The organism is Dethiosulfovibrio salsuginis (assembly GCF_900177735.1).
GTDB classification, from domain to species: domain Bacteria; phylum Synergistota; class Synergistia; order Synergistales; family Dethiosulfovibrionaceae; genus Dethiosulfovibrio; species Dethiosulfovibrio salsuginis.
Genome location: NZ_FXBB01000017.1, coordinates 25,589 through 48,966, shown reverse-complemented (window position 1 = coordinate 48,966; position 23,378 = coordinate 25,589). Strand labels below are relative to the sequence as shown.

Genomic DNA, 23,378 nt, shown 5'->3' with positions numbered 1-23,378 from the left:
TATTGACGAGCTATGCCGTCGGTGTTATCCTATTCCCAGATGATAACTAGGAAATAAGCTCTCTGTACAGGAGAGAATATCGAATGGGGGTATTTTTATGGCATTGAGGGATAAAATGGAAAAAGCTATTAACGATCAGATAAACGCCGAGCTCTTTTCCTCCTATCTATACAAGTCTATGGCTAGCTGGTTTGAGTCCCAGGATTTACCGGGGATGGCTAACTGGATGAACATCCAGGCAAAAGAGGAAATGGATCACGCTATGAAGTTCTACGACTACGTGATAGAGCGAGGTGGCAGGGTGATCTTCCAGGCTATAGAGGCCCCTCAGTCGAACTGGGAATCCCCGCTGGACGCCTTTAAGGCGGCCTATGACCACGAAGTGTACATATCCCGACGTATCGACGATCTTATGGATATGGCTCTGGAGGAGAAGGATCACGCCACCAGGATCATGCTCAACTGGTTTGTCGAGGAGCAGGTAGAGGAAGAGGACAACGCATCCACCAACGTGGCAAAGGTCGAGATGCTTAAGGACTCTAAAAGGGGAATGTATATGCTGGACAAGGAGTTTGCCTCCAGGGTTTACAATCCTCCTGTGGCCGAATAGATTTTCGGATAAAACGCAAAAGGTGGGCACCTCCGGTGTCCGCCTTTTGCGTTTTATCCATAAAGTGATATATTGGGAAACATCATATATACCCCTATAAGGAGGTCCTTTTTATGTCAGAGATAGATCCCCGTGCGCTGTTTAACCTATCTTACGGAGTCTATATAGTCAGTAGCGTCTGTGAAGGACGATACAACGGTCAGATAGCGAACTCCGCCATGCAGGTATCCGCCGATCCAGCGACGATCGCTGTGTCGATCCACAGGGATAATCTGACAGGAGAGTATATCGAGAAAAGCGGTGTTTTCTCCCTATCGGTCCTCGATAAATCGGTTCCTATGATATTCATAGGTCCCTTCGGTTTCAAATGTGGTCGAGCGGTGGATAAATTCTGTAACTGCAACTACGAGGTAGGTCCTACCGGTGCCCCTATGGTCTTGGACTATGCTGTTGCCGCTATGGACGCAAAGGTTAGCTCCGTAACGAACGTCCACACCCATAGGATATTCGTAGGAGAGCTTGTAAGTGCCAAGGTGGTAGGCGATGGTCTTCCTCTGACCTACGCGGAGTATCATTCGGTAAAGAAGGGCAAATCGCCGGCAAACGCTCCTACCCACGCTTTCAATCAAGTGTCTAAATAAAACAGATGAAAGACGCGAAGTCTCTGTCTCTGGCACTGGAAAGTATTTATTTATCCTTCAATAAAAAAAGCCTGATTTCCCCCGACCCCCTTCAATTTTTATTGGACTACCCCGATGTAGAGGATAGGGAGATAGTCGGGATGGTCGCATCCTCCCTGGCTTACGGAAGGGTGTCCCAGATACTTAAAAGCGTCTCCTCCGTTCTGGAGCCTATGGGGAACTCTCCCAGACGTTTTTTAGAAAAAGGTAATGTTAAGTTGTGGAGGGGGCTTTTCGAGGGGTTTAAGCACCGTTTTTCCGATCAGGTCGACCTGGTGGATCTATTGTCAGGGATGAAAGATGTTATTGAGCTTCACGGAAGCCTCGATCGTGCTATGGCCATAGCTTTATCGGGAGATAAAGGCACGATAAGAGGAGCCCAGGGCTTTGTGGAGATGATCCTAAAGGGGGGTAGTAGGGACAGGAACACCTTGCTTCCCCGGCCTGAGGGAGGAAGTGCCTGTAAAAGGTTGATGTTGTACTTTAGGTGGATGGTCCGTAAAGATCAGGTAGATCCTGGAGGATGGACCTGTCTCTCCCCTGAGGATCTTTTAATACCTCTCGATACCCATATGCACAGAATATCCTTGGCTTTTGGCTTTACCGGGAGAAAGAGCGGCGATATGAGGACTGTAGAGGAAATTACGGGCTTTTTCCGCACAGTAAGGCCCGACGATCCGATAAGGTACGATTTCGCCCTAACCAGGTTTGGCATTCATCCTGACATGAAGATAGAGGATTTAATTGAAATAAGCGACCGATAGAGAGGAGTGCTGTATCTGTATAACGATAAAACTTCGGTCAGGGACTGCACCTTTCTCGCCCTTGACATCGAAACGACAGGCCTGTCTCCTCGGTGGAACAGGATTCTGGAGATAGGAGCTTTAAAATTCAGATTAGGGGAGCCTTTGAGGGAATTTCAGGTTCTTGTGGACCCAGGTTGCCCTATCCCAGCGGAGGTTACGGCGATCCACGGTATAACCGACGACATGGTAAAAGGGGCCTCCTCTTTAGAGGAGGCCTTGTGTGCCTTCAACGAATTTTGGGGGGAAGAGCCTCTAGTTCTTCATAATCCCAGATTCGATCTGTCCTTTCTCGATGGACAGATGAGCTTAATCGAGGAGAGGTGGCTTGATACGCCGGTTTTCGATACCTGTTCGCTAGCAAAAAAGGTCTATCCCGGTATGAAAAGCTACAGTCTTGAATATCTTTCCCGCCAGTTTTCCATCTCTGGCTCCGGTCATCACAGGGCATTAGAGGATTGTCGATACTGCTCCGCCCTATTTGACCTGATACTTAAGGAGGTGGACTTTATGGGCTTTCTGGATATGTCCTGTCTCGTGGATCAGTATCGTTTCAGGCCCTGAAAGGATCTCCAGGTAGTCTAACGAAACTTATTTAACGTCTTGACGACTCTGGGAACCTCAAACGGCTTAACGATAAAATCCTGGGCTCCTGCCTCAATAGCCTTTATTACCATAGGCTTTTCACCTCTTGCGCTGACTATAACTATCTTTGCCTTGCCGTCAAAGGCGACTATCTTTTTGGTCGCCTCTATACCGTCCATCAGGGGCATGGTTATGTCCATGATAACCAAGTCAGGTTTCAGAGAACGGTAGGCCCTCAAGGCCTCTTCGCCGTTTTCTGCCTCTCCTGACACCACGAAGCCGTTGTCCTCGATGAGCTTTTTTAGCATAGCTCTTACGAAAGCGGCATCGTCCACGACTAAAACTTTTTTGAATACCGGTGGTTTTGTAGTCATTATATACGATCGATCCTCCTTTACGGCTGGAGAGTCTCGTTACATTACGAGCGGAAACGAGGTAGATTTTAGAAATGGATAAAAAAATAAACGTATGGGAAAAAAACAACATACTCAGACAATGCGCAATAGTCGTGTTGGTCGTAATTGCATGTGTCGCTGCCGTATTCGTTATCGACGTCCTCAACAATCCTGGAAGGAGCTGGAGCGAGTCTCTGGTGGTTAGGATGATCTTCGCTAGAAGGTCTCAGGATTAACCCTAACAGCCGCTAATTATACTTCCTTTTACGTCCTCTTTCCACGTCGACCTTGCTCAGGAGGATCAACCCTGCTATAAACGTCGAGGTTATGGCCAACACCGCCAGTCTGGGATTTCCGGTTATCTGGGTTATAATCCCGAATAACGCTGGCCCCGCTATGCCGGCGAATTTGCTGGACACGTCGTAGAAGCCGAAAAACTCTCCGCTTCTGTCTACCGGTAGCATAGATGCGTATATGCTCCTACTTATCGCCTGAGCACCGCCCTGCACCATTCCTACAGCTATCGCTAATATCCAGAAGTGGATCCTGGTTTCCATCCAAAAAGCCCCTACGGCGATAGCGACGTACCAGACGAGAGCCCCGTAGAGGGCTTTCTTGCTGCCGAAGATACCGGCAATCTTGCCAAACAGAAACGAGAAGGGTATCCCTACAAACTGGGTGACTAAAAGGGCGGAGACCAGGTTTTTCTGGTCTATTCCGACCTGAGCGCCGAAAATGGCTGCCATCCTTATCACCGTTCCTATGCCGTCGTTATACAGCCAGAAAGCGATGAGGAAGGTAAAGGCGTCTCTGTATTTTCGGATCTCCCTGAATGTTTTTTTTAGGGATTTAAAGACCTCCGTCGGGGTAGCTCTCGATACGATTCTCTCTGACGGAGGTTCCGGTACTGATATTAACACAGGTAAGGTGAAAAAGATCCACCATATACCGACGGATAAAAAGGAAAGTTGAACCCCTCTCTCCCCCGGTATGGCTATCATAGTAATTAGGTTTATAGCGAGCAGAGAGCCTCCCCCTAAGTATCCTAAAGCGTAACCTTTTGTCGATACGTTATCCAGTTTATCCGGCGGAGCTATGTGAGGTAGCAGAGAGTCGTAGCATATAGCGGATCCGGAAAATCCGACCGATCCTATAACCAAAAGTGTTATCGCTATCAGCCAATCTCCCTTCCCAACGGTAGCCATAGCCATGGCGGAGAAAGCCCCTAAAAGGGTAAAATAGGCGAGTAGCTTTTTTCTGATGCCTTTCATGTCAACTAGGGTTCCGAGAAAAGGTGCTATCAGGGCTCCTAGTAGAATACCTATGGAGGATCCATATCCCCAGAAGGCCGTGGCGTTTGACGGAGATATAGTGGAGGCCACAAAAGAGTGAAAGTAAACCGGGTATATTACCGCCATTATGGTGGTGGCAAAAGCAGAGTTACCTACGTCGTAAAGACACCAGGCGCTTATGGGATTTATCTTCATTTTATCGCTCCCTTTTATTTTTTTAATGCTTAAGTTGTAGTACGAGAAGGAGAGGGTTACCGTGGGAAAAGATCGTCCCGATTGGGATAGCTACTTTATAAAGATAGCACAGACGGTGGCGGAAAGGTCTACCTGTCTAAGAAGAAGATATGGAGCTGTAATAGTCAAAGATCACGTAATTATCAGCACAGGATATAACGGAGCCTGTAGAGGGGAACCTAACTGCATAGATTCGGGCGTATGTAGGAGAGAGGCCCTCGGTGTCCCTAAGGGGCAGAGATACGAGCTCTGCGTCGCCGTTCACGCGGAGCAGAACGCTATAATAAACGGTGACCCAGATAAAATGGCTGGAGGTATAATATATATCGCCGGTTTTAACGTCTCCGATGGTTCTCTCGCTGAGGGCGATCCCTGTATGCTTTGCAGGAGGATGATCAAAAACGCGAGAATAGAGACAGTCATATGCCTTAAAGCCGATGGTTCTATCTCCAATATGGTGGTCCGAGAGATGGCAGAGCCGTTGAATTAAACTATAACTGGAGGTCTTGTTGGATGTCTATATCAAGAGATGACGCATTGGTTCTGGTCAGAGAGCACAATAAAGAGGAAGGTCATATAAGGCACGCTCTGGCCGTAGAGGCCTGTATGAGGCATTTTGCCCTTAAATTCGATCAGGATCCTGATCTGTGGGGACTTGCTGGCTTAGTTCACGATTTGGACTGGGAAGAGGTATCCTCCTGTCCAGAGAATCACACAAAGGTCGCTGCCTCTATTCTGGAGGATAAAGGGTATCCTGATGAAGTTATAAGGGCTGTGAGGGCCCATGGATGGGGGATATGTTCGGACGTCGAACCGATTTCCCCTATGGAAAAGACCCTCTTTTCCGTCGATGAGCTTACCGGGCTCGTAATGACTACCGCACTGGTTCGCCCAAGCAAATCCCTGTCCGATCTTACGGTAAAGTCGGTGAAGAAGAAGTGGAACGACAAGAGGTTTGCCGCAGGGGTCGATAGACAGTTGATCGAAAAAGGCGCCGAGATGATGGGGATCGAGCTATCTGACCTGATTTCCGGGGTAATAGAGGCGATGAAGCCTGTCCAGAGAGAGTTGGGACTGGAGGAACTTCTATAAGATCGGACGTGAAGAGATGGAAAAAATAAAGGTGATACTTGCGGACGATCACCCTTTAACCAGGCAGGGATTGAAGGCCTATCTTCAGAGGGAGAGCGGAATTGAACTTATAGGAGAGGCCGCGGACGGCAAAGAGGCCTGGGATATTATAGAAAAATTGGTCCCTGATGTGGCCCTTTTGGATATAAGGATGCCCTGTGAGGACGGCATATCCCTTGCCAGAAAGATCAAAGAAACTGGGCTTCCGGTCCGGTCGGTTATGCTCACTTCCTACGACTCTCAGCAATATGTTCTCGCCTCGTTGAGGGCAGGTGCTAAAGGTTTTGTCCTTAAGACTACATCTCCTGAGGCTTTGGCCAAAGCGATCCAGACCGTGATGTCCGGTGGCCTCTACCTGGACAGCGAAGTAGCGTCGGCAGTAGGCCAGGATCCCCACCTTGAGGACCTCTCGCCTAGAGAGAGAGAGGTCCTTCTGTGCGCCGCTAAGGGGCTCTCCAGCAAAGAGGTCGCCTCTGAACTGTACATAAGCGAGAGAACCGTTCAGACCCATCTGGCGTCCATATACGACAAACTTGGAGCTCACAACAAGACTGAAGCCATGCTTCTCGCCCTAAAAACCGGCGTATTAACCTTGGAGGAGCTTATAGAATGAATTGGTTGAAGGCTCCTTTTAGGTGGAGCCTATCGAAGATATTCCTCCTTGCGGTGCTTCTCCCCGCTGTCGCGGTGGTTGTCACAGCAGGAATAGGAATCTATCATCACGACAGGGCCATGTCCAGGGTGATGTCCTCATACGTAGAAAACCTTGCGGAGAGTGTGGCTTCCAGGGTGAACGCTCAGGATCCCCGTTGGGATCTTCCGATATCGGTGATCGGTCTTCTAAGGCAGCTTCAGATATTCGAGTGGGGACCGTCTCTTCCCGGCTGGATAGCGGTAGTCGATGTGGACGGAAAGGTTCTGTTAGCTTCTCCAGGAGCGGAGAGTACCCTCAAAAAACTCTGGATAGAGGGTATTCCCGTAGGGAAAGCGGTTCAGCTAGCGGACTCGGACGGGGATAAATACACCGTCGCTGTGTGGCCAGCCTCGTCGACCTTCGTCGTCGCCGCCGTAGGTTGGAGCCAGTTGATAGGCCCTATGGTGCAGGCCACTAGGCTGTGGGCTCTCCTCATGGCCGTCGTCGCTGTGGCAGCGGTGACCTCGGGATTTTTACTGTGGTACTGGGTAGTAAGTCCGTTGAAAGACCTCTCCGGTGAGATCTCAAGATTGAACTGGGGGTGCGACATACCAAAGATGCCTCAGACTCCCTCGGTGGTTGAGCTGGAGGGGCTCAGAGAGGTTCTCTGTCGACTTTCTGCGGCGGCAAGGGAGAAGGTCGAACTGTGGAATCGCTACCTTCAGGACGTGGTCAGAGTGCAGGAGGGGGAGAAGTCGAGAATAGCCAGAGATCTCCACGATGGACCTGTGCAGGAGATAACCGCCTTGATACAGAGGCTCAAGCTAGCCTCTCTCGATCCCCCCGAAGCGGTCGAAGGACATCTAAGACTTGCGGAGGACATAGGAAGGGATACGGTTAAACAGCTGAGAGAGCTCTGTACCCAACTCTCCCCTCCTTGGCTTGATCTGGGGTTGAAACACTCATTGGACGAGTTAGGGGACAGGCTTTCCAGATACCTTGACATATCGGTCAACGTGGAGGTGGATGAAAAGGTATCCGATTATCCCGATATGACCTTGGCTTTTTTTAGAATAGCCCAGGAAGCTATTCACAACGCCGTCAGACATGGCGGGGCGGACACTATCGATCTGATGGTCCAGAAAGATAAGGGCGGTACGATTCTCAGCGTCAAAGACAACGGATCGGGCTTCGCTTTTTCCGGAGATCTTGAGACCTATAGATGTTCTGGTCATAGAGGACTTCTCAATATGAACGAGAGGATCAACCTTATCGGAGGCAATATGGAAATTACGTCATCTCCAGGCAACGGGTGTGCCCTTATGTTTCTAGTTCCCGATCGATAAAGGGCTTGTGGTATGATTGACAGATAGTAATGCACACACTAACTTTGGGAGGTGTTTTAAATGAGGCTTAAGATATTAGGCGCGGCAGGAGAGGTAACTGGGTCTAACTATATGTTGGAGGTCGGATCTAAAAGGGTGCTGATAGACTGCGGTTTCCACCAGGGAAGGGATGAAGAGGCCAGAAATCGAGAGCCATTCCACTTTGATCCCACCAGCGTGGATGCGGTGATCCTTACCCACGCTCATATCGACCATACCGGCAGGGTCCCTCTTCTCGTAAAGCAGGGTTTTAAAGGACGTATACTGGCCACACTTCCCACGGTTGAACTGACGGAGGTTCTTTGGAGAGACTCTGCGAGGCTTATGAGAGAAGAAGCGGAGTGGAAGACAAAGAAGAACTTCCGAAAGGGGCTTCCTGAGGTTTTCCCTCTCTTCGAGGATGAAGACGTCACCACCGCTCTTAACTTTCTTTCTCCCGCTACCTATGACGATAAAGTCGACGTAGTGCCAGGGCTGACCGTCAGATTCAGGGACGCAGGGCACATAATGGGAAGTTCGATACTTGAGATATGGCTGACCGAAGGGGAACAGAGCGTAAAGATCGTTTTCAGCGGAGACCTCGGTCCACAGAAGACCGTTATGGAGAGAAATCCGGCAGCCATAACAGGAGCTGACTATGTGGTCATAGAGTCCACCTATGGAGATAGGGAACATAAGACCAACGAAGAGAGCCGAGAGGAATTTCAATCTCTGATGGGGGAAATTCTGCCTGGTAGAGGTAAGGTCTTTATCCCCACGTTCGTCGTCGATAGAGCTCAAAGGGTTATGTACGAACTTATGTTGCTCCAGGATCAGGGGTTGGCCGCCGATATCCCTATATACTTCGATTCTCCTATGGGAGTTAAAGCCACTAAAATATACGAAGAACATCTGGATCTTTGCTCCAGCGAGATTCAGGAATATCGCCATAGCGGGAAGCATCCGTTCTCCCCTGATAGGTTGAAGTACGTTTCAGGAGTCGAAGAATCACAGGCTATAAACGACGTGGATAACGGCATAGTTCTGGCCGGAAGCGGCATGTGTAACGGAGGAAGAATCGTCCATCACCTTAAGCACGGTATATGGAATCCCGAAAACCACGTGGTCTTTGTGGGATATCAGGCTGTAGGGACCCTGGGTCGTCGTCTGGTTGATGGTCAGAAAAAACTGCGTATAGCCGGTGAGGACGTTACTGTGAGGGCACAGCTCCACACGATCAACGGATTCTCCGCTCACGCCGATCGCCGAGACCTTATGACTTGGGCTGATAACTTTTCCAAAAGTGCACCGACTTTTCTCGTAACCCATGGAGAGCCTAAAGCGGCGAACTCCCTGGCTGGGGCTCTGAAAGAAGCGGGATTTCAGGCAATAGTCCCTGCGGTCGATCAGGAGTTTGAGTTGACCTCCAGCGAGAAGGAAAGGGTCTCCAGGATCATAGTCTCCTCTCCCCAGAGGGATGTCGCCAGCTACGTCGATCTCGCAAGGGTCTTAGACGAAATCTCTCTCTCCGTAAACAGGCTCAGCGATTCTGCCCCTAAGATAACCAACGTAGAGCAGGCTCTTCCTCTCTTGAAGTCCGCTAAAATATTGTTGGATACGGTCACCAATCAGGCTAAATATTGACACTATCCCATAAATCGAAGAGCTGGTGATGGCCCGCTCTTCGATTTATGCTAATATACGGCAATACCTAAGCGAGAGGGATGTATGACCATGAATAAGAAGGCCACTTCCTGGTTTTGCGCCATAATCTTAGGGCTATCGGTATTGGTGGCCTTCGTCTTTTTTGCCATGCCTGAAGGGGCTAGATCCCCTTTAGACGGGCTTCCGAGGCCTGCCGATGGCTCGACCTACTTCTTGTTTGACGGCGTAGGAAAGCTCATCCCTACGGAGTTGACAGAGGAAATTCACGGTCCTATCGGTATGGCACTAAAGTTGATATCTAAATCAGAAAAAGCAGCTTTTCTCGTGGATTTTTCCAGCGATGAGGAGTTTTACGGATCCCTCGCTTTCCCTCGAAATGCTCTTAAACACCTTAAAAACGGCGAGATCCCGCCTGACTGGAGGTCCGTTTTAGGAGGAGCGAACATCTCATCGGTGGATTGTGACGATTTTGGCTGTCTTAGAATCTCCGGTGCTTTTTCACTGAAACCAATTTTTTCCCTGGTAGAAGGAGACCTGGTGTTCCTAGCCTCATCTCCGGAAGGGCTTAAAACTATGCTCAGGGCAATGTCTTTGAGGATAGAGCCTTATCCTTCATATTGGTCGATAGAGCCTCAATGGGATGGTCATATGACTCTGGACCTTAGAGGACTCGATAGAACCTGGAAGGGCCTCGGGGCGGAGTTTAAAGAAGGGGTTTTACGCTGTGCCTGGAAGGAGGGCCCAGAGGGCGGAGCCTTAAAGTGGAGGTTCGACGGCCTTGAGGATCTGGTTCCCTCTTTCACTCCGAGATACTGGGGTGAAGTCCCCCAGTTACCCGACCCGCTGGGATCGGTTATAGGTGTTTCCGACTTGACTGGCCTGGCCGATTATCTCCCTGAGAGCTTGAAGGGGCCGTTGATTTTGGCCTCCGGTGGAACCGGTTCTATCCTATCGGTGCCTCTTTCGGGGGTCTGTTTTGCCACTTTTGACGCCATAGATCTGGTCGTTTCAGAGGACTCTACGGGGATAAACTGGGAGGGATACACATTAAAGCCTTTTTCCTCCGATTGGGACCACGGTTGGTTTACCTCCTCTCCTGCGACAATAACCCTATCTCGTTCGGAGATCGGGTCCGCCTTAGGGATTGTGGATAAAAGATCCTTGAAATACCCTGACCTGTCTTATTTTGACGAAATTCTTCCCTCAGGATGGAAGCATAGCTTTCTCTGGGGTTACGTCAACGGACCTTCCCTGGCCCACGCTTTAGAGGGTATCGTAAAGTCAGGCCGGCTTATTTTTCCCGAAAAGAACGGACAATCTACTCTGTTAGGAATAGATGCCCTAGTCTACCTTACCAGAAGGATGAGGAAGGTAGGGACCTTCTCCTTTACTTTGCCCGACATATCCGAGGGGATTTTCCTTTGGAAGTAGTGTTATTTTAAATTAGTTTGGAGGCTGTAATTATGGAACAAGGTGGACTCAAAATTCTCAGGGATAGAGGCTACATCGATTGGTGCAGCCATCCTGATGAGCTGGAAAAGCTTTTTCAGGAGGAGAGGGTGACGGCATACGTGGGATTTGACCCTACCGCCGATAGCCTTCACGTTGGACACCTTATCCCACTGATGGGATTGGCGTGGCTCCAGAAGTTAGGGCATAAGCCCCTACTTTTAGCTGGCGGGGGAACCGGAATGATCGGAGATCCCTCTGGAAAAAGCAAAGAGAGAAACTTGCTCTCCATAGACATCATAAGGGAAAACGTGGCTGGCATAAAAAAACAGCTCGCCCATTTTGTCGACTTTGACTGTGGCGAGAACTCAGCGGTGCTGTTGAACAACTACGACTGGTTGGGGGATATCCCTTTTCTGGACTTCCTCAGGGATGTAGGCAGGTATTTTTCGGTAAACTATATGATCGCCAAGGAACACGTAAAGTCAAGGATAAACGATCCAGAAAAAACCCTTTCCTTTACGGAGTTCTCCTATACCCTGCTCCAGGCCTACGACTTTTTACATCTAAACAGGGTCTACGGTTGCAAGCTCCAGATGGGGGGAAACGATCAGCAGGGCAACATCGTCTCCGGTATAGAGCTAATTAGAAAAGTAGATGGTAAGCAGGTCTACGGAGGAACAAACCCTCTTCTGCTTACGTCTTCCGGGACGAAGTTCGGGAAAACCGAAGGTGGAGCGGTCTGGCTGGACAAGGAAAGAACATCTCCTTATCGCTTCTACCAGTTCTGGATAAACAGCGAGGATTCGGCGGTAGAAAAGCTCATGAAGCTTTTTACCTTTATGCCTCTCGAGGAAATAGCCGAGATAATGGGTAGGCACACCTCTTCGCCAGAACGAAGGGAGGCCCAAAAGATCCTGGCTTACGAAATAACCTCTTTGGTTCATGGCTCGGATAGCGCCGATATGGCAAAAAGGGCCAGCGATATACTTTTCGGAGGCGATTTTGACGTAAAGGATCTCTCTCCTGAGATGATGAAAACCCTTGAGTCTGAGGCCCCTTTCTCCAAAATCAACCAACCGATGCCGATATCGCTGGCAGAGTTGATGATAGAGGCTGGGGCAGCGTCCAGTAAAGGGGAATCTAAAAGGTTGATAAAAGGTGGCGGAGTCTCCCTGAACGGCACAAAGATATCCGACGAACATCACGAATTAGATGAAAACTCTCTATTGCAGGATGGTTATGTATTTTTAAAGGTAGGGAAGAAGAGGTTTTTCGTCCTTCGCCACGGAGAATAGAAAAGAGGCGTTTTAGATGAAGCCTAGCGGATGGGTTTGGTTTTTATCGCGGTCTTTGAGGTCCTGGGACATTATGTCTCTCGGGCTTGTGGCTCGCCAGCTTAGCTCCTCCGGGATAAGGTTGACGGTGATATCCCAGTCGGGTTTCTTCCCCGGTGGTTTTGCCGATGTCATCTCCTGGAGAGGTCTAGATGGATTTGACAGGGCTATGTCCGTGGCTTTTCGAGGTCGGCTTTGGCACCTGTGGGGACAGGCCCCTAAATGGTGGCCTGTCGTAAGGGCTAGAGCCACCACGGTACACTCCTTTAAGGGGAGCGACGAGGAATGGCAGGGACATCCGGCAATTTTTGCGGGAACGGGACTTTTTTCCGAGCGCAATGCCTGGACTCCTGCGTTTGAGAGAGATCTCTCTTGGGGAAAGCCAGGTGAGGATAAGGGGGATCCTATAGCTATGGTCGTCTTTCCCTCCTCCTCGGTTCGTCCCGACAGGTCTATTTTGGAGAGCCTTCAGAGGGGAATAGGGATGCCTCTGGTAAGGCTTTCCGACCAGACCGGTGCTCTGCCTGTTCCCGGCGGTACGGTTGACGAGAGCGATGCGGTAAGGCTTCTGGCGGGAAGGGCAAGGCTTCTCGTCCTGCCCGGAGTGGACCTGTCCTCGGCTATCCTTGCGGGTTTTGCCTCTCTCTACGGTGTTCCTACTTTAGCACCATGGTCTCCACTGCTGGACGATCTGCTTGGTGTTAATGGTTATCTCACAGATAAGACATCTCTATCGGGGGAAAACGGACGGATTGCGGCGGCAGCGGCAAGGCATAGACTTTCTGAGCACTTTACATCGGAAAACTCAGCGGAATCTCTTCAGTCTATCTACAGAACCGTAACAGGCTCCACCCAATGACCTTAAAAAGAGCCTCTATGGAAGCGGTAAGATCGTTGGCGTCGACGGGGATCGCAGGGAAGATGCTCTACGGTGCTATAAGGGGAATTTTAGGCCTTCTATCGCCGAGACGATCTGTAGCCCTTGAGAATATATCTCTGGCATTTCCGGATAAAACTCCCAAATGGCACAGGTCTATACTAGAAAAGATGTACGACCATTTTAGCTGGATGACAGTCGAGTATCTGGCCCTTCTCAAAGATCCATCTCAGGCTCTTCGTTGGGTTGTCGATGTGGAAGGTCAGGACGTTTTGGATAGCTTGGTGTCCGATAAAAAAGGATGTGTAATACTGGCTAGCCATGGAGGAAACTGGGAGCTTTTGTCCGCTTGGCTGTGTCAGAGCGGTTACCCCCTTCAGGCTGCGGTCAGAGACCCTAACGATAGAGAACTAGCGGAGCTTATGGAGGAGTATCGTAAAAAGGTTGGACTTGTGACCTTGAGAAAAGAGGCCTCTGGGCTTAGAGAGATGATCAGATTACCCTCTCGAGGAGGCTTTATCGGCTTAGTTGCCGATCAGGACGGTGGTCCTTCCGGTGTGCCGGTCTCTTTTTTAGGAAGACCATGTACCATGCCCAGTGGTCCTGCTTCTATCGCAGTTCTGGCAAACGTGCCTATAGTCCCTGTCTCCATAGAGAGAATCTGCCCCTTTCGGCATAGGGTAACAGTAGATCCCCCGATTTTGCCCCCTGAATCTGGATCTAAGGGGGAAAAAATAAACCAATTGTGCCATGAAGTCAATAAATCCCTCGAGACCATGGTATTGAGATGCCCTGAGGAGTGGCTTTGGATGCATCGAAGGTGGAAGACCGTCCCGCCGGAGTCGATAGTTATTTGAAAACACCCCTAATAGGTGGTATTCTATTTAGGAGAGGTAGGTGGGCAGAATGATAGTCTACGAGCTTATGAGCAAAGGGAACATAGTCAGGCTGCCCGACCGGGCAGCCATTGGGGATATCCCTGTGAAGAAGCCTATAGTGGTTCTGTTGATGCCGTATAACAGAACTTTGGTTGGCGTTGCCCATAACGGAGCCTATGAAAAATGGCTCTGCGGTAAAAACGGCGACCCCGACAGCTGGAACGAGGTATTCCTATACGATGGTATACCCTTTCGTCTGGATATAGATGGTTTTCCCGTCGTAGTCGGCAGTCAGATATCCTCTGAGCTTCGTTCACAACTGATCGGACACCTCCCCCCTCCTGGGAACCATAAGGATACTATCTCCGTCCTTGAGGGATTTTACGGCGACAAGCCTCTTCTTCCCTACGATACCTCATGTAACGACGAGGAAGCCTTTCTATCCAGATTGGATGAACTAGGCAATCTCAGGCTTGTTTACTGGGGGGTCAGAAAAGCCCTGGTGCTAGGGGATTACTCTATGCTTGGAAGGGTGAAAACCTGGACTAGAAGGTGTATGGACAGTTTCGGCGATGACTCGTCTCTTCCCAAAATGTGGGTCTCCGTAGGAGATCTTCCAGGCAACAAAGGGGTCGAAGAGCTTGAGGCTCTGCTGTTTAAACCGGAGCAGCTGAAGAGGATGAACCTCGAAAAAAGCGGATCGGTGGTTTTTAGAGGGGACTCTGGCTATCTAGTGAGATTTGAAGGGCAGAGGCCTTTTGGAGAGGTTCCCGTCTCGGTGTGGATGTATTTCCCATTTTTTCTGTGGGAGGACATGAAGGAGCGAAAAGGTCTTCGGCCTCAGGAGATAGTCATACTGTCCTGGGGGTACCTCGATTCTCTTGAGGCATCGAAGGAGATGGAGCGTTACCGACTTCCTCTAACCATTAAGGAGCCGATCGACATAATATAAAATCGAGCCCACAGGATATCCTGTGGGCTCGATTTTTTAGTTAGTTTGCCAACGACTCTCAATCAGCTGTAGGGCTAGACTTGTAAAGCTGGTCAGGCATAGGTAGACAACTCCAACCGCTATGAAAGTCTCAAAAGATGCGTAGGTTACGCTTCTAACCTGCTGTCCTGCCATGGTCAGCTCGGTTATAGCCAAAGTGGACAGAAGCGAGGACTCCTTTATCAAAGTTACAAATTCGTTCCCTATAGCTGGGAGCATGTTTCTGATCGCTTGAGGTAGTATTATCTTACACATCGATTGCAGGTAGGACAATCCTAGGATCCTTGAGGCCTCCCACTGTCCCTTGGGGACGGCCTCTATCCCCCCTCTGACTATCTCTCCTACGTACCCTGAGGAGTTTATCGACAATCCAATGACCCCTGCGGTGAAGGCGGGAAGATTAATCCCTAGAGAAGGAAGGCCGAAATATATCAGGAAAAGCTGAATAAGCAGCGGTGTTCCTCTTATGACGTATATATAGGTAGCCGCCAAGGCCCTAGCAGGAGCAAATGGCAACACCCTAAGAGCTCCTACGATAAGACCGAAAAAAGACCCTATTATTACGCTACATAGGGATGCTTTTACGGTAAACCATGCGCCTGTCAAAATCATAGGTATGTAAGGTGTTATGATCGAAAAATCAAGGTCCATCCCTTAATCACTGCCCTTCTTTATCCCTTATTGAGTGAGAAAGCATCCTTTGAAGGAAGGATCTAGTCCTCTCCTCCCTCGGCTTTCCCAGGATCTCTTCAGGTGTTCCCTGTTCCACGATAACGCCGTCCGCCATAAAAATAACTCTGTCGGAAACATCTTTAGCGAAAGACATCTCATGGGTTATAATAACCATCGTCATGCCGCTTTTAGCTAGGTCAGCTATTACCTCTAGGACCTCTCCCACTAGCTCTGGATCGAGGGCGCTTGTGGGCTCGTCGAAAACCATGATCCTTGGTTCCATAGCCAGCGCTCTAGCTATAGCTACTCTCTGTTGTTGTCCTCCTGATAATTCGCTTGGCCTAGAGTCCTTTTTGTCGACTAAACCGACTTTAGAGAGTAATTCTAAGGCCTCTTCGTTGGCCTTTTCCCCCGATATCCCACGGACTTTTATCGGGGATAAAGTTATATTTTCCAGAACCGATAAGTGAGGGAATAGATTGAACTGCTGAAAAATCATTCCAACCAGCTGGGATTGTTCCTTCCACGACAGGTTACCTTTATCTATTCTTTTTCCGTAGAGATATATCTCTCCCTGATCGATATCCTCTAAGTGGCAGATGCATCTAGCTAAGGTACTTTTCCCCGATCCGCTTGGGCCTATTACAGAGACCACCTCTCCCTCTGCTACATCAAGGGAGACTCCCTTTAGGACGTTGAGTTTTCCAAAAGACTTGTGTAGGTCATTTACCTTGATGGCAATGTCCATCTTGAATTACCTCCTGTTTATGTTTTTTGAGGCCCATCAACTAAAGGACACTGGGCTAGAATGATATAGCAGATCTTGTATATTTGCAAGCTCTGATGCTAGAGTCAAACGATATCCTGCAAAAACACTTGTTATTGCGAGTTAAAGTGCTATCTGAGTGATTATATAGTTCCCATCCCCATTAGTCGTGGTTGTCTGTCCTGCCATTCGGCGGTAGAATGGGCTCAGACGGAGGGAGTAAGGGCAACACCTTCCCCGACGGCAACAGACCCTCCATTGGGCCGGGACGCATGGATTCGATGAGATCGGGGTAGGTCAACAGTCAACAGTCAACAGTCAACAGTCAACAGTCAACAGTCAACGAGTATATTGTCGGTGTAACTTGAAGTAACTGCAAAGGTTGATGCGATTGAGAGATATGGAGACGCAACGTGGCGTCCCGGCCTTTTTACTACCGAGAGGGGTGAGGTCCATCGAACGATCAGACAACTGGCGTCATAGCAGGACCGCACTGATGTTACAGAACGGCGAAGATGCATAAATGCAAAACTACCTTAATAAGTTCAACGAGAGGAGGATCTTTTGATCCTCCTCGCTTCTTTTTGCGGTGTTATAATCCTCTCCAGAACACCCACCACGACGAGTGCGATTGGAGGAGATAGCTTGAAAAAACGTGAAAATAGCATGGCTATAGCGAGAGAACTTCATCGATCTCGATTGGTCTTAGATGCCCATTTTGATCTTTTGGTCGATGTCTTGGAGAAAAGGGAAAAAGGCAGGCATCGTGTCATAGAGGAGGACCATCTGCCCTCTATGAAAAAAGCCGGTCTGGACGTTGTGGTGTCCTCTCTTTTCGTGAGCGACAGATATGTGCCAGACATGGCCCTTCGTAGGGCTCTGGACCAGATCGGTGCGTTACACCAGGAAGTAGATGAGTCAGGGGATAGTTTGGCTCTTTGCCGTACTTGGGATGAGGTCGAGTCCGCCCGCTCTACAGGGAAACTGGCGATAGTCCTCTCCTTTGAGGGAGTTGAGCCTATCTCCAACGACCTAGGGCTGTTGAGGATCTTCTACGAGCTCGGAGTCAGAGGGGTTGGGCTTGTCTGGAGTAGAAGGAACTACGCCGGCGACGGGTGTTTTTTCTCCCATAGGCGGGAAGGCAAAAAAGGGGGCCTAACCGACTTTGGGGTAAGGTTGCTGGACGAAATATCCTCTCTTGGGATGTTTCTAGACGTTAGCCACCTCAACGACGAGGGTTTTCAGGACGTTCTGAGTTTTTACGAAGGCCCTTTTATCGCCTCCCACTCGAACTGTCGTTCTCTGATGGGAACAATGAGAAACCTTACCGATGAACAGATAGTCGCCCTTGCCCAGCGAGGAGGGGTTATGGGGATGAACTCCTGTAGCACCTTTGTCGCAGATGAGGCTAAAGTCGGTCCTGTTACGGCGAGACACCTGGCTGACCACGTGGACTACATAAAAAATCTAGTCGGTATAGATCATGTCGGTTTGGGTTTCGATTTTTGCGATATGTTCAGAACTAATTCAGGCAGCTCCAGCTACGACTGTATATCGGGATACAACCAGTCCATCGACCTTTCCACCGAACTCCTCATGAGAGGGTATTCGGAAGACCAGGTCGCTATGGTTACAGGTGAAAACTTCGCCCGCTTTTATAGACGGATACTAAAATAGGGACCCCTTGAGGGATCCCTATTTTGCTATATGTGTTACATCAGTAGGTCCACTGGAAGTCGGGCAGTCCAGCCTCTACGATCCTCTTCCTGATGTCCTCCGATATGAAGGCCAGGTCCTCCGGTGTTCTACCCTCACATCTGGTCGCTAGAACCGGCTGGGTGTTGGATGCTCTGATGAGACCCCACCCCTTTCCGTCGGGGTAGACGATCCTCAGGCCGTCGACGGTGATAGCGTCGTATTCCTCCAGAGCTTTGGATGTGATGCCCTCCATGACCTCGAATTTCCTCTCGTCCGGGCAGTCCACCCTTATTTCCTCGGTGTGGTGGTATACCGGAATATCCGACAGCATCTCAGAGAGGGATATATCGCTGTAGGACAGGATCCGAAGCAGTCTTCCAGCGGCGTAGAACGAATCGTCGAAGCCGTAGTATTCGTCGGCGAAGAAAATATGTCCTGAGTATTCACCGGCGAAAAGGGCGTTTATCCTCTTCATCTCCGCCTTTATCAGCGAGTGTCCGGCCTTATAGTAGTGAGGAACTCCGCCGAGTTTTCTAACCTCGTCCTCCAGAGCCTGGGAACACTTGACCTCTATGATCGCCGTGGCTCCAGGGTTTTTAGGGAGGATCTCTCGCCAGTAGAGAGCCATGAGGATATCTCCCCAGACTATCTCGCCGGAGTCGTCCACGACCCCGATGCGGTCCGCATCGCCGTCGAATCCGAATCCCACATCCGCCTTGTGTTCTCTTACTTTGGCTATGAGGTCCTGCATATTAGCCCTCTTTTGAGGATCTGGGTGATGGTTAGGGAAGGTCCCATCGGGCTCACAGTAAAGGGGGATGACCTCGCAGCCAAGACTCTCCAGGAAGGGCACGATCTTGAGGGCTGCGGTACCGTTGGCTGCGTCGGCTACTACCTTTAGCTTTCTAGGTCCAAGGACGATTTTCTCCTTCAACATGGATAAATAGGGTTCCCAAAGGTTTTCTTTCTTTACCGATCCCTGTTCTGATACCAGGTCGAAATCCTCTTTCTCCACCATTTCCCTTATCCTTTGGATTTCCTCCCCGTAGAGAGTGGCCTTCCCGAAAGCCAGCTTAAGGCCGTTCATGTCCTTCGGGTTGTGACTGCCGGTTATCATAACTCCACCGTTGAGGTCGTGGTGGAATAGGCTCCAGTAAAGCAAGGGACTCGTAACTATGCCTATATCTATGACGTCCACGCCGGTCTCTCTGAGTCCTTTAATTACGTCTTTGCTTATTCTTTCGGTGGACTGGCGAACGTCTCCTCCTACGGAAGCCTTATTTATTCCCTTTCTTTTCAGGTAAGTTCCGTAGGCTCTGGCTATGGCCTGGACGTTAGGGGAGGATAGATCCGTATCCGCCATGCCTCTGATGTCGTACTCTCTGAATATATTCGCTGGGACGGTCATAGGCTGTCACTCCTTATTTTTATTTTTATACCTTTAGCCTACAGTATAGTTCACTTCATCGCTTCCCGTCGAGGGGGAATATGAAACGACGGATTTTTAGGAGGGTTTTTTTATGATCAGTGCGTTTTTCATCGTTTTGCCCCTTGGGGCAGTTATGGCGATAGGGTGGTATCTAAGATACAGAGATGTAGTGACCTACTCTGGATTAGACGAGATGAACAGGCTTCTTTACTGGGTAGCTATGCCCGCTATTCTCTTCCGTTCCACCATAAGAGTTGACCCGGAGCTTTTCTCAAACCTACCTTTCATGTGCGCTGTTTACAGTGTGTTCGTGGTCTTGCCCTTTATCTCCTGGGGATTGGCTAAAAGCAGAAAGCTACCTAGGGAAAAACTTGCGGTATCGGTCTTAACCTCCGTAAGGGGAAATAACGTTTTTATGGGACTTCCCGCCGTTACCATCGCTCTCGGCGAGGCTGGTCTGGAGAGTTACGGTATATATCTAGCTCTGTCTCTCGTGGTATATCAGGTTATATCCATATCCATGGGGCAGTTCGCTATGTCAGGGGAACTTTCCCTGAGCTCCATAAAGCAGGTTTTCGGAAGACTGATAAGAAATCCTATGTTGATATCCTGCCTCCTTGGCGTCGCAGGGGCTTTTTCGGGACTAGGATCTATCCCTCATTGGGTCGATCAAACCCTGGTTATCCTGGGAAATATCGGAAGCGGCGTAGCCCTCATAGTTTTAGGAGCTTCTTTGGTGGTCGAGGACATACTATCCTCCATAAGACAGGTATGGGGAGATCTTGTCGTGAGGCTAATATTATCCCCACTGCTGACCCTTCTTGCTTTTCAGTTCTTCCCCGTTGAGCCTATGTTGGTCAAAACCTCGGTTCTGGTGGCAGCTATGCCTGCTGCGGTGAATAATTTTGTTCTGTCAAAAGGTATGGGCATGGACGGTGAATATGCCGGAAAAGTAGTGGTAACTTCCACTATGTGCTCGGTTTTTACCATAACTTTTTGGCTGTCCATAATGGGAGTATAGCTCCCTATTCTGGATACTTTCCCTCCGAGAGCCCCTTTTTTTGGTATGATAGTAGAGATAAAGGGGGCGTACCCCTTTAAGGGGGAGGGGTTTTTATGGTGGTGAAGGTCTATAGCGGGAGGATCCTCGGGATCCTTTCATTTTCTCTTTTTTGTTGCATGATGGGTGTCGGGGTGATAAGCCCAGTTTTGCCTTTGTACGCGGTAAAACTGGGGGCTAGTGGGACTTTGCTAGGTCTTATTTTCAGCGCATTTTCAATATCCCGTATGGGCTGCACCTTATTTTCCGGATCTCTGGCGGACCGGATCAACCGAAAAAGGTTGATGATGTTCGGCCTGTCGGTATACACAATATCGTCCTTGGCCTATCTTTTTGTCGATTCTGCCTGGCATATGGTGGCCATAAGGTTTTTCAACGGAATGGGCTCGGCCTTTGTCGTCCCTATCGCCATGTCGATAGGGTCGGACGTAGCAGAGCCCGGCGAGGAGGGCCACTTCTTTGGCTCTCTTCAGATGGCTCTCTTTGCTGGAATTGGGGCGGGACCTCTGATCAGCGGTCTATTGACCGATTGGATTGGAACTCAGGCCCCTTTTTTGGTAATGACCGCTATGACCTTATTAGCCCTGATGGGCATAGCCCTATGGCTACCTAGGTCTATCCCTTCCTCCTCTATTACCGAGGATAAAGGTGAGATGTCCGCTTATCGATTTTTACTATCCGATAAAATACTGCTAAGGGTCTACGCTTTTCAGTTCGCTACCGCTTTAGGTAGAGGGGCCATGTTGATGTTCGTACCTCTTTTGGCTACGGAGATGGGCCTATCTTTTATGGAAATTGGAGCGGTTCTATCGGCGGTCTCCATATCGACAGCCCTTTGTCAGAGGACTTCCGGGGACATGGCCGATCGATATCCTAAGAATCGGCTTGTTCTCGTCGGAGGGGTAACGTCGGCCTTTACTATGTTTATTCTGCCCCAACTTGGTTCATTCCCCTTGCTTTTAGCCGGTGGTGTGGCCTTTGGTCTAGGGTCCGGTATGGGATCTCCTTCCGCTGCCTCTATAGCCTCAATCAGGGGAAAGGGTTTTGGCTCTGGGAGGACTATGGGGCTTTACAACATATTTTTCGGTCTCGGCATGATAGCAGGCCCTTTAGTAGCAGGATATCTGAGGGACATGAATATCATCTCGTCCCCTTTTGTCCCTATAGGTTTTATCGTGTTGGCGATGACGTGCCTTTTTCTTAAAGATAGCGAATTTCGTTCTCTTGACGGTGGAGCCTGTGGCGAGGGGTTATGTTCCAGAAACAGATGATTTTAGGGGGAATCCGTCTTGAATAAGAAATGTTTAATGGGTGTTGACGTTGGAACCAGCGAGACCAAAGGAGTTCTGGTCGATCTCTCAGGAGCGGTAATAGCCTCCGCCTCTCACCCCCACGAATTGATTATACCTAGACAGGGCTGGGCGGAACACGACCCTGAGGTAGCCTGGTGGGGTGGCCTAAAGTCGGTGATAAAAGATCTATTGGACGGTAGTGGCGTATCCTCCGACGAGATAGCTTCCTTCGGCTGTAGCACTATCGCTCCTTGTATGGTCCCTATGGACGAAAAAGGTGTCGCCCTAAGAAACGCCGTGCTTTACGGCATAGACACCAGGGCCACCGAGGAGATAAGCGAGTTAAACTCCGCCATAGGGGAGGACGAAATATTCTCCCGTTGCGGGAACTCCCTTTCCTCTCAGGCCGTAGGGCCTAAAATTCTCTGGCTCAGAAAAAATGAGCCTCAGATCTACGATAAGGCCCATAAAATAGGGACAGGAAGCACCTATCTGGTCGCCAGGCTCACCGGGGAATGGTGGATCGACCACTACACAGCCTGTAACTACGTTCCATGTTATGACGTTGCATCTCAAGGATGGGCTGAGGACCTATGTTCCTCTATAGTCGACATAGACAAGCTACCTGCCATAGGCTGGACCTCCCAGATCGCTGGATACGTCACCGAGGAGGCCGCATTGGAGACCGGCCTTGCGGTAGGAACTCCGGTCATAGTCGGGGCGACCGACGCCGCTTCCGAGGCGGTCTCGGTGGGGGTCGTAGAGCCAGGTCAGATGATGCTCATGTACGGCTCGACCCTCTTTATGGTCCAGGTCACCGATAGCCCTGTGACCGACACCAGGCTCTGGTCCGCCCCTTTTCTGTTCCCAGGAACTTACTCTCTGATGGCGGGAATGGCCACCACCGGAGTCCTCACCAAGTGGTTCAGGGATAACTGCGCCCTGGATCTGGTCGACCAGGAATCCCGAGATGGGGTCTCCGCTTTTTCCAGGCTGGCGGAGATGGCCTCTAATGTCTCTCCGGGAGCGGAGGGGCTTATCGTGCTTCCCTACTTTAGCGGGGAGAGAACCCCTATAAACGATCCAGGGGCCAGAGGCACCGTTTTTGGCTTAACCCTTTCTCACGGAAGAGAACATATTTACAGGGCTATTTTAGAGGGGGTCGGTCATGGAGTTCGTCACCACGTAGATCTTTTGGAGGCCATTGGGGCCGCCCCTGAGGAGTTTAGAGCCGTAGGAGGAGGAACCAAAAATCTTCCCTGGCTCCAGATGGTCAGCGATATCTGTGGAATAGAGCAGCTTGTTCCCCCTGTGACCTTCGGAGCCTCCTACGGAGACGCCTTTCTCGCCGGTCTGGGCATAGGGCTGTTTGCCGATCACGGCGATATAAAATCGTGGATCGGTGATCCCTTAAAGATCGGTAACGATCTAGATCTAAAGCCACTTTACGATCTTTATCATAAAGTGTATCTTGATCTTTATAGGAGCACCGCTAGCCTCATGCATGACCTTGGAGTTTTGTCTCGGAAAAGCTAA

24 protein-coding genes are annotated in these 23,378 nt (G+C 49.8%); 19 read left to right on the top strand and 5 right to left on the bottom strand.

The window, feature by feature from the left end:
- Window positions 1-97: 97 nt before the first annotated feature.
- The 4 genes from B9Y55_RS07580 (at window position 98) to B9Y55_RS07565 (ending at window position 2,657) form a co-directional block, all read left to right on the top strand.
- A complete protein-coding gene (locus B9Y55_RS07580; RefSeq protein WP_085544764.1) occupies window positions 98-610 on the top strand; it encodes a ferritin in 513 nt (170 codons plus the stop codon).
- Window positions 611-723: 113 nt separating this feature from the next.
- Window positions 724-1,251, top strand: a complete 528-nt coding sequence (locus B9Y55_RS07575; protein WP_085544763.1) for a flavin reductase family protein — start codon at window positions 724-726, stop codon at window positions 1,249-1,251.
- Between the two features lie 5 nt (window positions 1,252-1,256).
- Window positions 1,257-2,054, top strand: coding sequence for a TIGR02757 family protein (locus B9Y55_RS07570; RefSeq protein ID WP_085544762.1), 798 nt, complete (start codon window positions 1,257-1,259; stop codon window positions 2,052-2,054).
- Window positions 2,055-2,060: 6 nt separating this feature from the next.
- Window positions 2,061-2,657 (top strand): 3'-5' exonuclease, encoded by a 597-nt coding sequence (locus tag B9Y55_RS07565; protein WP_085544761.1) that lies wholly within the window; start codon window positions 2,061-2,063, stop codon window positions 2,655-2,657.
- 17 nt (window positions 2,658-2,674) lie between these two features.
- Here the strand turns inward: B9Y55_RS07565 and B9Y55_RS07560 are convergent, their stop codons facing one another.
- On the bottom strand, window positions 2,675-3,052 hold the full coding sequence (locus B9Y55_RS07560; RefSeq protein ID WP_085544760.1) for a response regulator: 378 nt from the start codon (window positions 3,050-3,052) through the stop codon (window positions 2,675-2,677).
- A 134-nt stretch (window positions 3,053-3,186) separates the two neighbouring features.
- Between B9Y55_RS07560 and B9Y55_RS13610 the strand changes: the two genes are divergently transcribed.
- A complete protein-coding gene (locus B9Y55_RS13610) occupies window positions 3,187-3,309 on the top strand; it encodes a hypothetical protein (RefSeq protein ID WP_268753289.1) in 123 nt (40 codons plus the stop codon).
- A gap of 12 nt (window positions 3,310-3,321) precedes the next feature.
- Here the strand turns inward: B9Y55_RS13610 and B9Y55_RS07550 are convergent, their stop codons facing one another.
- A complete protein-coding gene (locus B9Y55_RS07550) occupies window positions 3,322-4,560 on the bottom strand; it encodes an MFS transporter (protein ID WP_085544758.1) in 1,239 nt (412 codons plus the stop codon).
- Between the two features lie 61 nt (window positions 4,561-4,621).
- Here B9Y55_RS07550 and B9Y55_RS07545 point away from each other — a divergent pair, with 61 nt between their 5' ends.
- The 10 genes from B9Y55_RS07545 to B9Y55_RS07500 all read left to right on the top strand — a co-directional run bounded on the left by B9Y55_RS07545 (window position 4,622) and on the right by B9Y55_RS07500 (window position 14,886).
- Window positions 4,622-5,089 carry a deoxycytidylate deaminase gene (locus B9Y55_RS07545; protein ID WP_085544757.1) on the top strand — a complete coding sequence of 156 codons (468 nt, stop codon included), beginning with the start codon at window positions 4,622-4,624 and terminating at the stop codon, window positions 5,087-5,089.
- A 23-nt stretch (window positions 5,090-5,112) separates the two neighbouring features.
- The gene (locus B9Y55_RS07540; RefSeq protein ID WP_085544756.1) at window positions 5,113-5,691 is read left to right on the top strand and encodes an HDIG domain-containing metalloprotein; all 579 of its coding nucleotides are present in this window, start codon (window positions 5,113-5,115) and stop codon (window positions 5,689-5,691) included.
- 16 nt (window positions 5,692-5,707) lie between these two features.
- Window positions 5,708-6,343 carry a response regulator transcription factor gene (locus B9Y55_RS07535; RefSeq protein ID WP_085544755.1) on the top strand — a complete coding sequence of 212 codons (636 nt, stop codon included), beginning with the start codon at window positions 5,708-5,710 and terminating at the stop codon, window positions 6,341-6,343.
- On the top strand, window positions 6,340-7,710 hold the full coding sequence (locus B9Y55_RS07530; protein WP_085544754.1) for a sensor histidine kinase: 1,371 nt from the start codon (window positions 6,340-6,342) through the stop codon (window positions 7,708-7,710). The genes B9Y55_RS07535 and B9Y55_RS07530 overlap by 4 nt, the downstream gene beginning before the upstream one ends.
- Before the next feature lie 60 nt (window positions 7,711-7,770).
- Complete coding sequence (locus tag B9Y55_RS07525) at window positions 7,771-9,372, top strand: MBL fold metallo-hydrolase RNA specificity domain-containing protein (protein WP_085544753.1); 1,602 nt, start codon at window positions 7,771-7,773, stop codon at window positions 9,370-9,372.
- A gap of 84 nt (window positions 9,373-9,456) precedes the next feature.
- The gene (locus tag B9Y55_RS07520) at window positions 9,457-10,824 is read left to right on the top strand and encodes a hypothetical protein (RefSeq protein ID WP_159448279.1); all 1,368 of its coding nucleotides are present in this window, start codon (window positions 9,457-9,459) and stop codon (window positions 10,822-10,824) included.
- Between the two features lie 32 nt (window positions 10,825-10,856).
- Window positions 10,857-12,140, top strand: coding sequence for a tyrosine--tRNA ligase (gene tyrS, locus B9Y55_RS07515; protein ID WP_085544751.1), 1,284 nt, complete (start codon window positions 10,857-10,859; stop codon window positions 12,138-12,140).
- 16 nt (window positions 12,141-12,156) lie between these two features.
- Window positions 12,157-13,038 (top strand): glycosyltransferase, encoded by an 882-nt coding sequence (locus B9Y55_RS07510; RefSeq protein ID WP_085544750.1) that lies wholly within the window; start codon window positions 12,157-12,159, stop codon window positions 13,036-13,038.
- The gene (locus tag B9Y55_RS07505) at window positions 13,035-13,913 is read left to right on the top strand and encodes a lysophospholipid acyltransferase family protein (protein ID WP_085544749.1); all 879 of its coding nucleotides are present in this window, start codon (window positions 13,035-13,037) and stop codon (window positions 13,911-13,913) included. The genes B9Y55_RS07510 and B9Y55_RS07505 overlap by 4 nt, the downstream gene beginning before the upstream one ends.
- A 40-nt stretch (window positions 13,914-13,953) precedes the next feature.
- A complete protein-coding gene (locus B9Y55_RS07500; RefSeq protein WP_143340865.1) occupies window positions 13,954-14,886 on the top strand; it encodes a hypothetical protein in 933 nt (310 codons plus the stop codon).
- A 36-nt stretch (window positions 14,887-14,922) separates the two neighbouring features.
- On the opposite strand, the gene B9Y55_RS07495 is transcribed toward B9Y55_RS07500, so the two are convergent.
- Window positions 14,923-15,576 carry an amino acid ABC transporter permease gene (locus B9Y55_RS07495; protein ID WP_085544747.1) on the bottom strand — a complete coding sequence of 218 codons (654 nt, stop codon included), beginning with the start codon at window positions 15,574-15,576 and terminating at the stop codon, window positions 14,923-14,925.
- A gap of 7 nt (window positions 15,577-15,583) precedes the next feature.
- On the bottom strand, window positions 15,584-16,345 hold the full coding sequence (locus B9Y55_RS07490) for an amino acid ABC transporter ATP-binding protein (protein ID WP_085544746.1): 762 nt from the start codon (window positions 16,343-16,345) through the stop codon (window positions 15,584-15,586).
- 663 nt (window positions 16,346-17,008) lie between these two features.
- Between B9Y55_RS07490 and B9Y55_RS07485 the strand changes: the two genes are divergently transcribed.
- Window positions 17,009-18,040 carry a dipeptidase gene (locus B9Y55_RS07485; protein ID WP_234986174.1) on the top strand — a complete coding sequence of 344 codons (1,032 nt, stop codon included), beginning with the start codon at window positions 17,009-17,011 and terminating at the stop codon, window positions 18,038-18,040.
- Between the two features lie 40 nt (window positions 18,041-18,080).
- Here the strand turns inward: B9Y55_RS07485 and B9Y55_RS07480 are convergent, their stop codons facing one another.
- A complete protein-coding gene (locus B9Y55_RS07480) occupies window positions 18,081-19,469 on the bottom strand; it encodes a phosphomannomutase/phosphoglucomutase (protein WP_085544745.1) in 1,389 nt (462 codons plus the stop codon).
- 112 nt (window positions 19,470-19,581) lie between these two features.
- On the opposite strand from B9Y55_RS07480, the gene B9Y55_RS07475 reads away from it, so the two are divergent.
- The 3 genes from B9Y55_RS07475 to B9Y55_RS07465 all read left to right on the top strand — a co-directional run bounded on the left by B9Y55_RS07475 (window position 19,582) and on the right by B9Y55_RS07465 (window position 23,378).
- Entirely contained in the window at window positions 19,582-20,511 is a 930-nt protein-coding gene (locus B9Y55_RS07475) for an AEC family transporter (RefSeq protein WP_085544744.1), read from the top strand.
- Window positions 20,512-20,606: 95 nt separating this feature from the next.
- Window positions 20,607-21,821 (top strand): MFS transporter, encoded by a 1,215-nt coding sequence (locus tag B9Y55_RS07470; protein ID WP_085544743.1) that lies wholly within the window; start codon window positions 20,607-20,609, stop codon window positions 21,819-21,821.
- An 18-nt stretch (window positions 21,822-21,839) separates the two neighbouring features.
- Window positions 21,840-23,378, top strand: coding sequence for an FGGY-family carbohydrate kinase (locus B9Y55_RS07465; protein WP_200806649.1), 1,539 nt, complete (start codon window positions 21,840-21,842; stop codon window positions 23,376-23,378).

Excerpts from the sequence above, each read along its gene's own strand:
- B9Y55_RS07580 (WP_085544764.1), top strand. The coding sequence starts at position 98 with ATGGCATTGAGGGATAAAATGGAAAAAGCTATTAACGATCAGATAAAC.
- B9Y55_RS07470 (WP_085544743.1), top strand. The coding sequence starts at position 20,607 with ATGGTGGTGAAGGTCTATAGCGGGAGGATCCTCGGGATCCTTTCATTT.
- B9Y55_RS07505 (WP_085544749.1), top strand. The coding sequence starts at position 13,035 with ATGACCTTAAAAAGAGCCTCTATGGAAGCGGTAAGATCGTTGGCGTCG.
- B9Y55_RS07575 (WP_085544763.1), top strand. The coding sequence starts at position 724 with ATGTCAGAGATAGATCCCCGTGCGCTGTTTAACCTATCTTACGGAGTC.
- B9Y55_RS07535 (WP_085544755.1), top strand. The coding sequence starts at position 5,708 with ATGGAAAAAATAAAGGTGATACTTGCGGACGATCACCCTTTAACCAGG.
- B9Y55_RS07480 (WP_085544745.1), bottom strand. The coding sequence starts at position 19,469 with ATGACCGTCCCAGCGAATATATTCAGAGAGTACGACATCAGAGGCATG.
- B9Y55_RS07490 (WP_085544746.1), bottom strand. The coding sequence starts at position 16,345 with ATGGACATTGCCATCAAGGTAAATGACCTACACAAGTCTTTTGGAAAA.
- B9Y55_RS07570 (WP_085544762.1), top strand. The coding sequence starts at position 1,257 with ATGAAAGACGCGAAGTCTCTGTCTCTGGCACTGGAAAGTATTTATTTA.
- B9Y55_RS07475 (WP_085544744.1), top strand. The coding sequence starts at position 19,582 with ATGATCAGTGCGTTTTTCATCGTTTTGCCCCTTGGGGCAGTTATGGCG.
- B9Y55_RS07525 (WP_085544753.1), top strand. The coding sequence starts at position 7,771 with ATGAGGCTTAAGATATTAGGCGCGGCAGGAGAGGTAACTGGGTCTAAC.
- B9Y55_RS07530 (WP_085544754.1), top strand. The coding sequence starts at position 6,340 with ATGAATTGGTTGAAGGCTCCTTTTAGGTGGAGCCTATCGAAGATATTC.
- B9Y55_RS07495 (WP_085544747.1), bottom strand. The coding sequence starts at position 15,576 with ATGGACCTTGATTTTTCGATCATAACACCTTACATACCTATGATTTTG.
- B9Y55_RS07550 (WP_085544758.1), bottom strand. The coding sequence starts at position 4,560 with ATGAAGATAAATCCCATAAGCGCCTGGTGTCTTTACGACGTAGGTAAC.
- tyrS (WP_085544751.1), top strand. The coding sequence starts at position 10,857 with ATGGAACAAGGTGGACTCAAAATTCTCAGGGATAGAGGCTACATCGAT.
- B9Y55_RS07510 (WP_085544750.1), top strand. The coding sequence starts at position 12,157 with ATGAAGCCTAGCGGATGGGTTTGGTTTTTATCGCGGTCTTTGAGGTCC.
- B9Y55_RS07520 (WP_159448279.1), top strand. The coding sequence starts at position 9,457 with ATGACCATGAATAAGAAGGCCACTTCCTGGTTTTGCGCCATAATCTTA.
- B9Y55_RS07560 (WP_085544760.1), bottom strand. The coding sequence starts at position 3,052 with ATGACTACAAAACCACCGGTATTCAAAAAAGTTTTAGTCGTGGACGAT.
- B9Y55_RS07540 (WP_085544756.1), top strand. The coding sequence starts at position 5,113 with ATGTCTATATCAAGAGATGACGCATTGGTTCTGGTCAGAGAGCACAAT.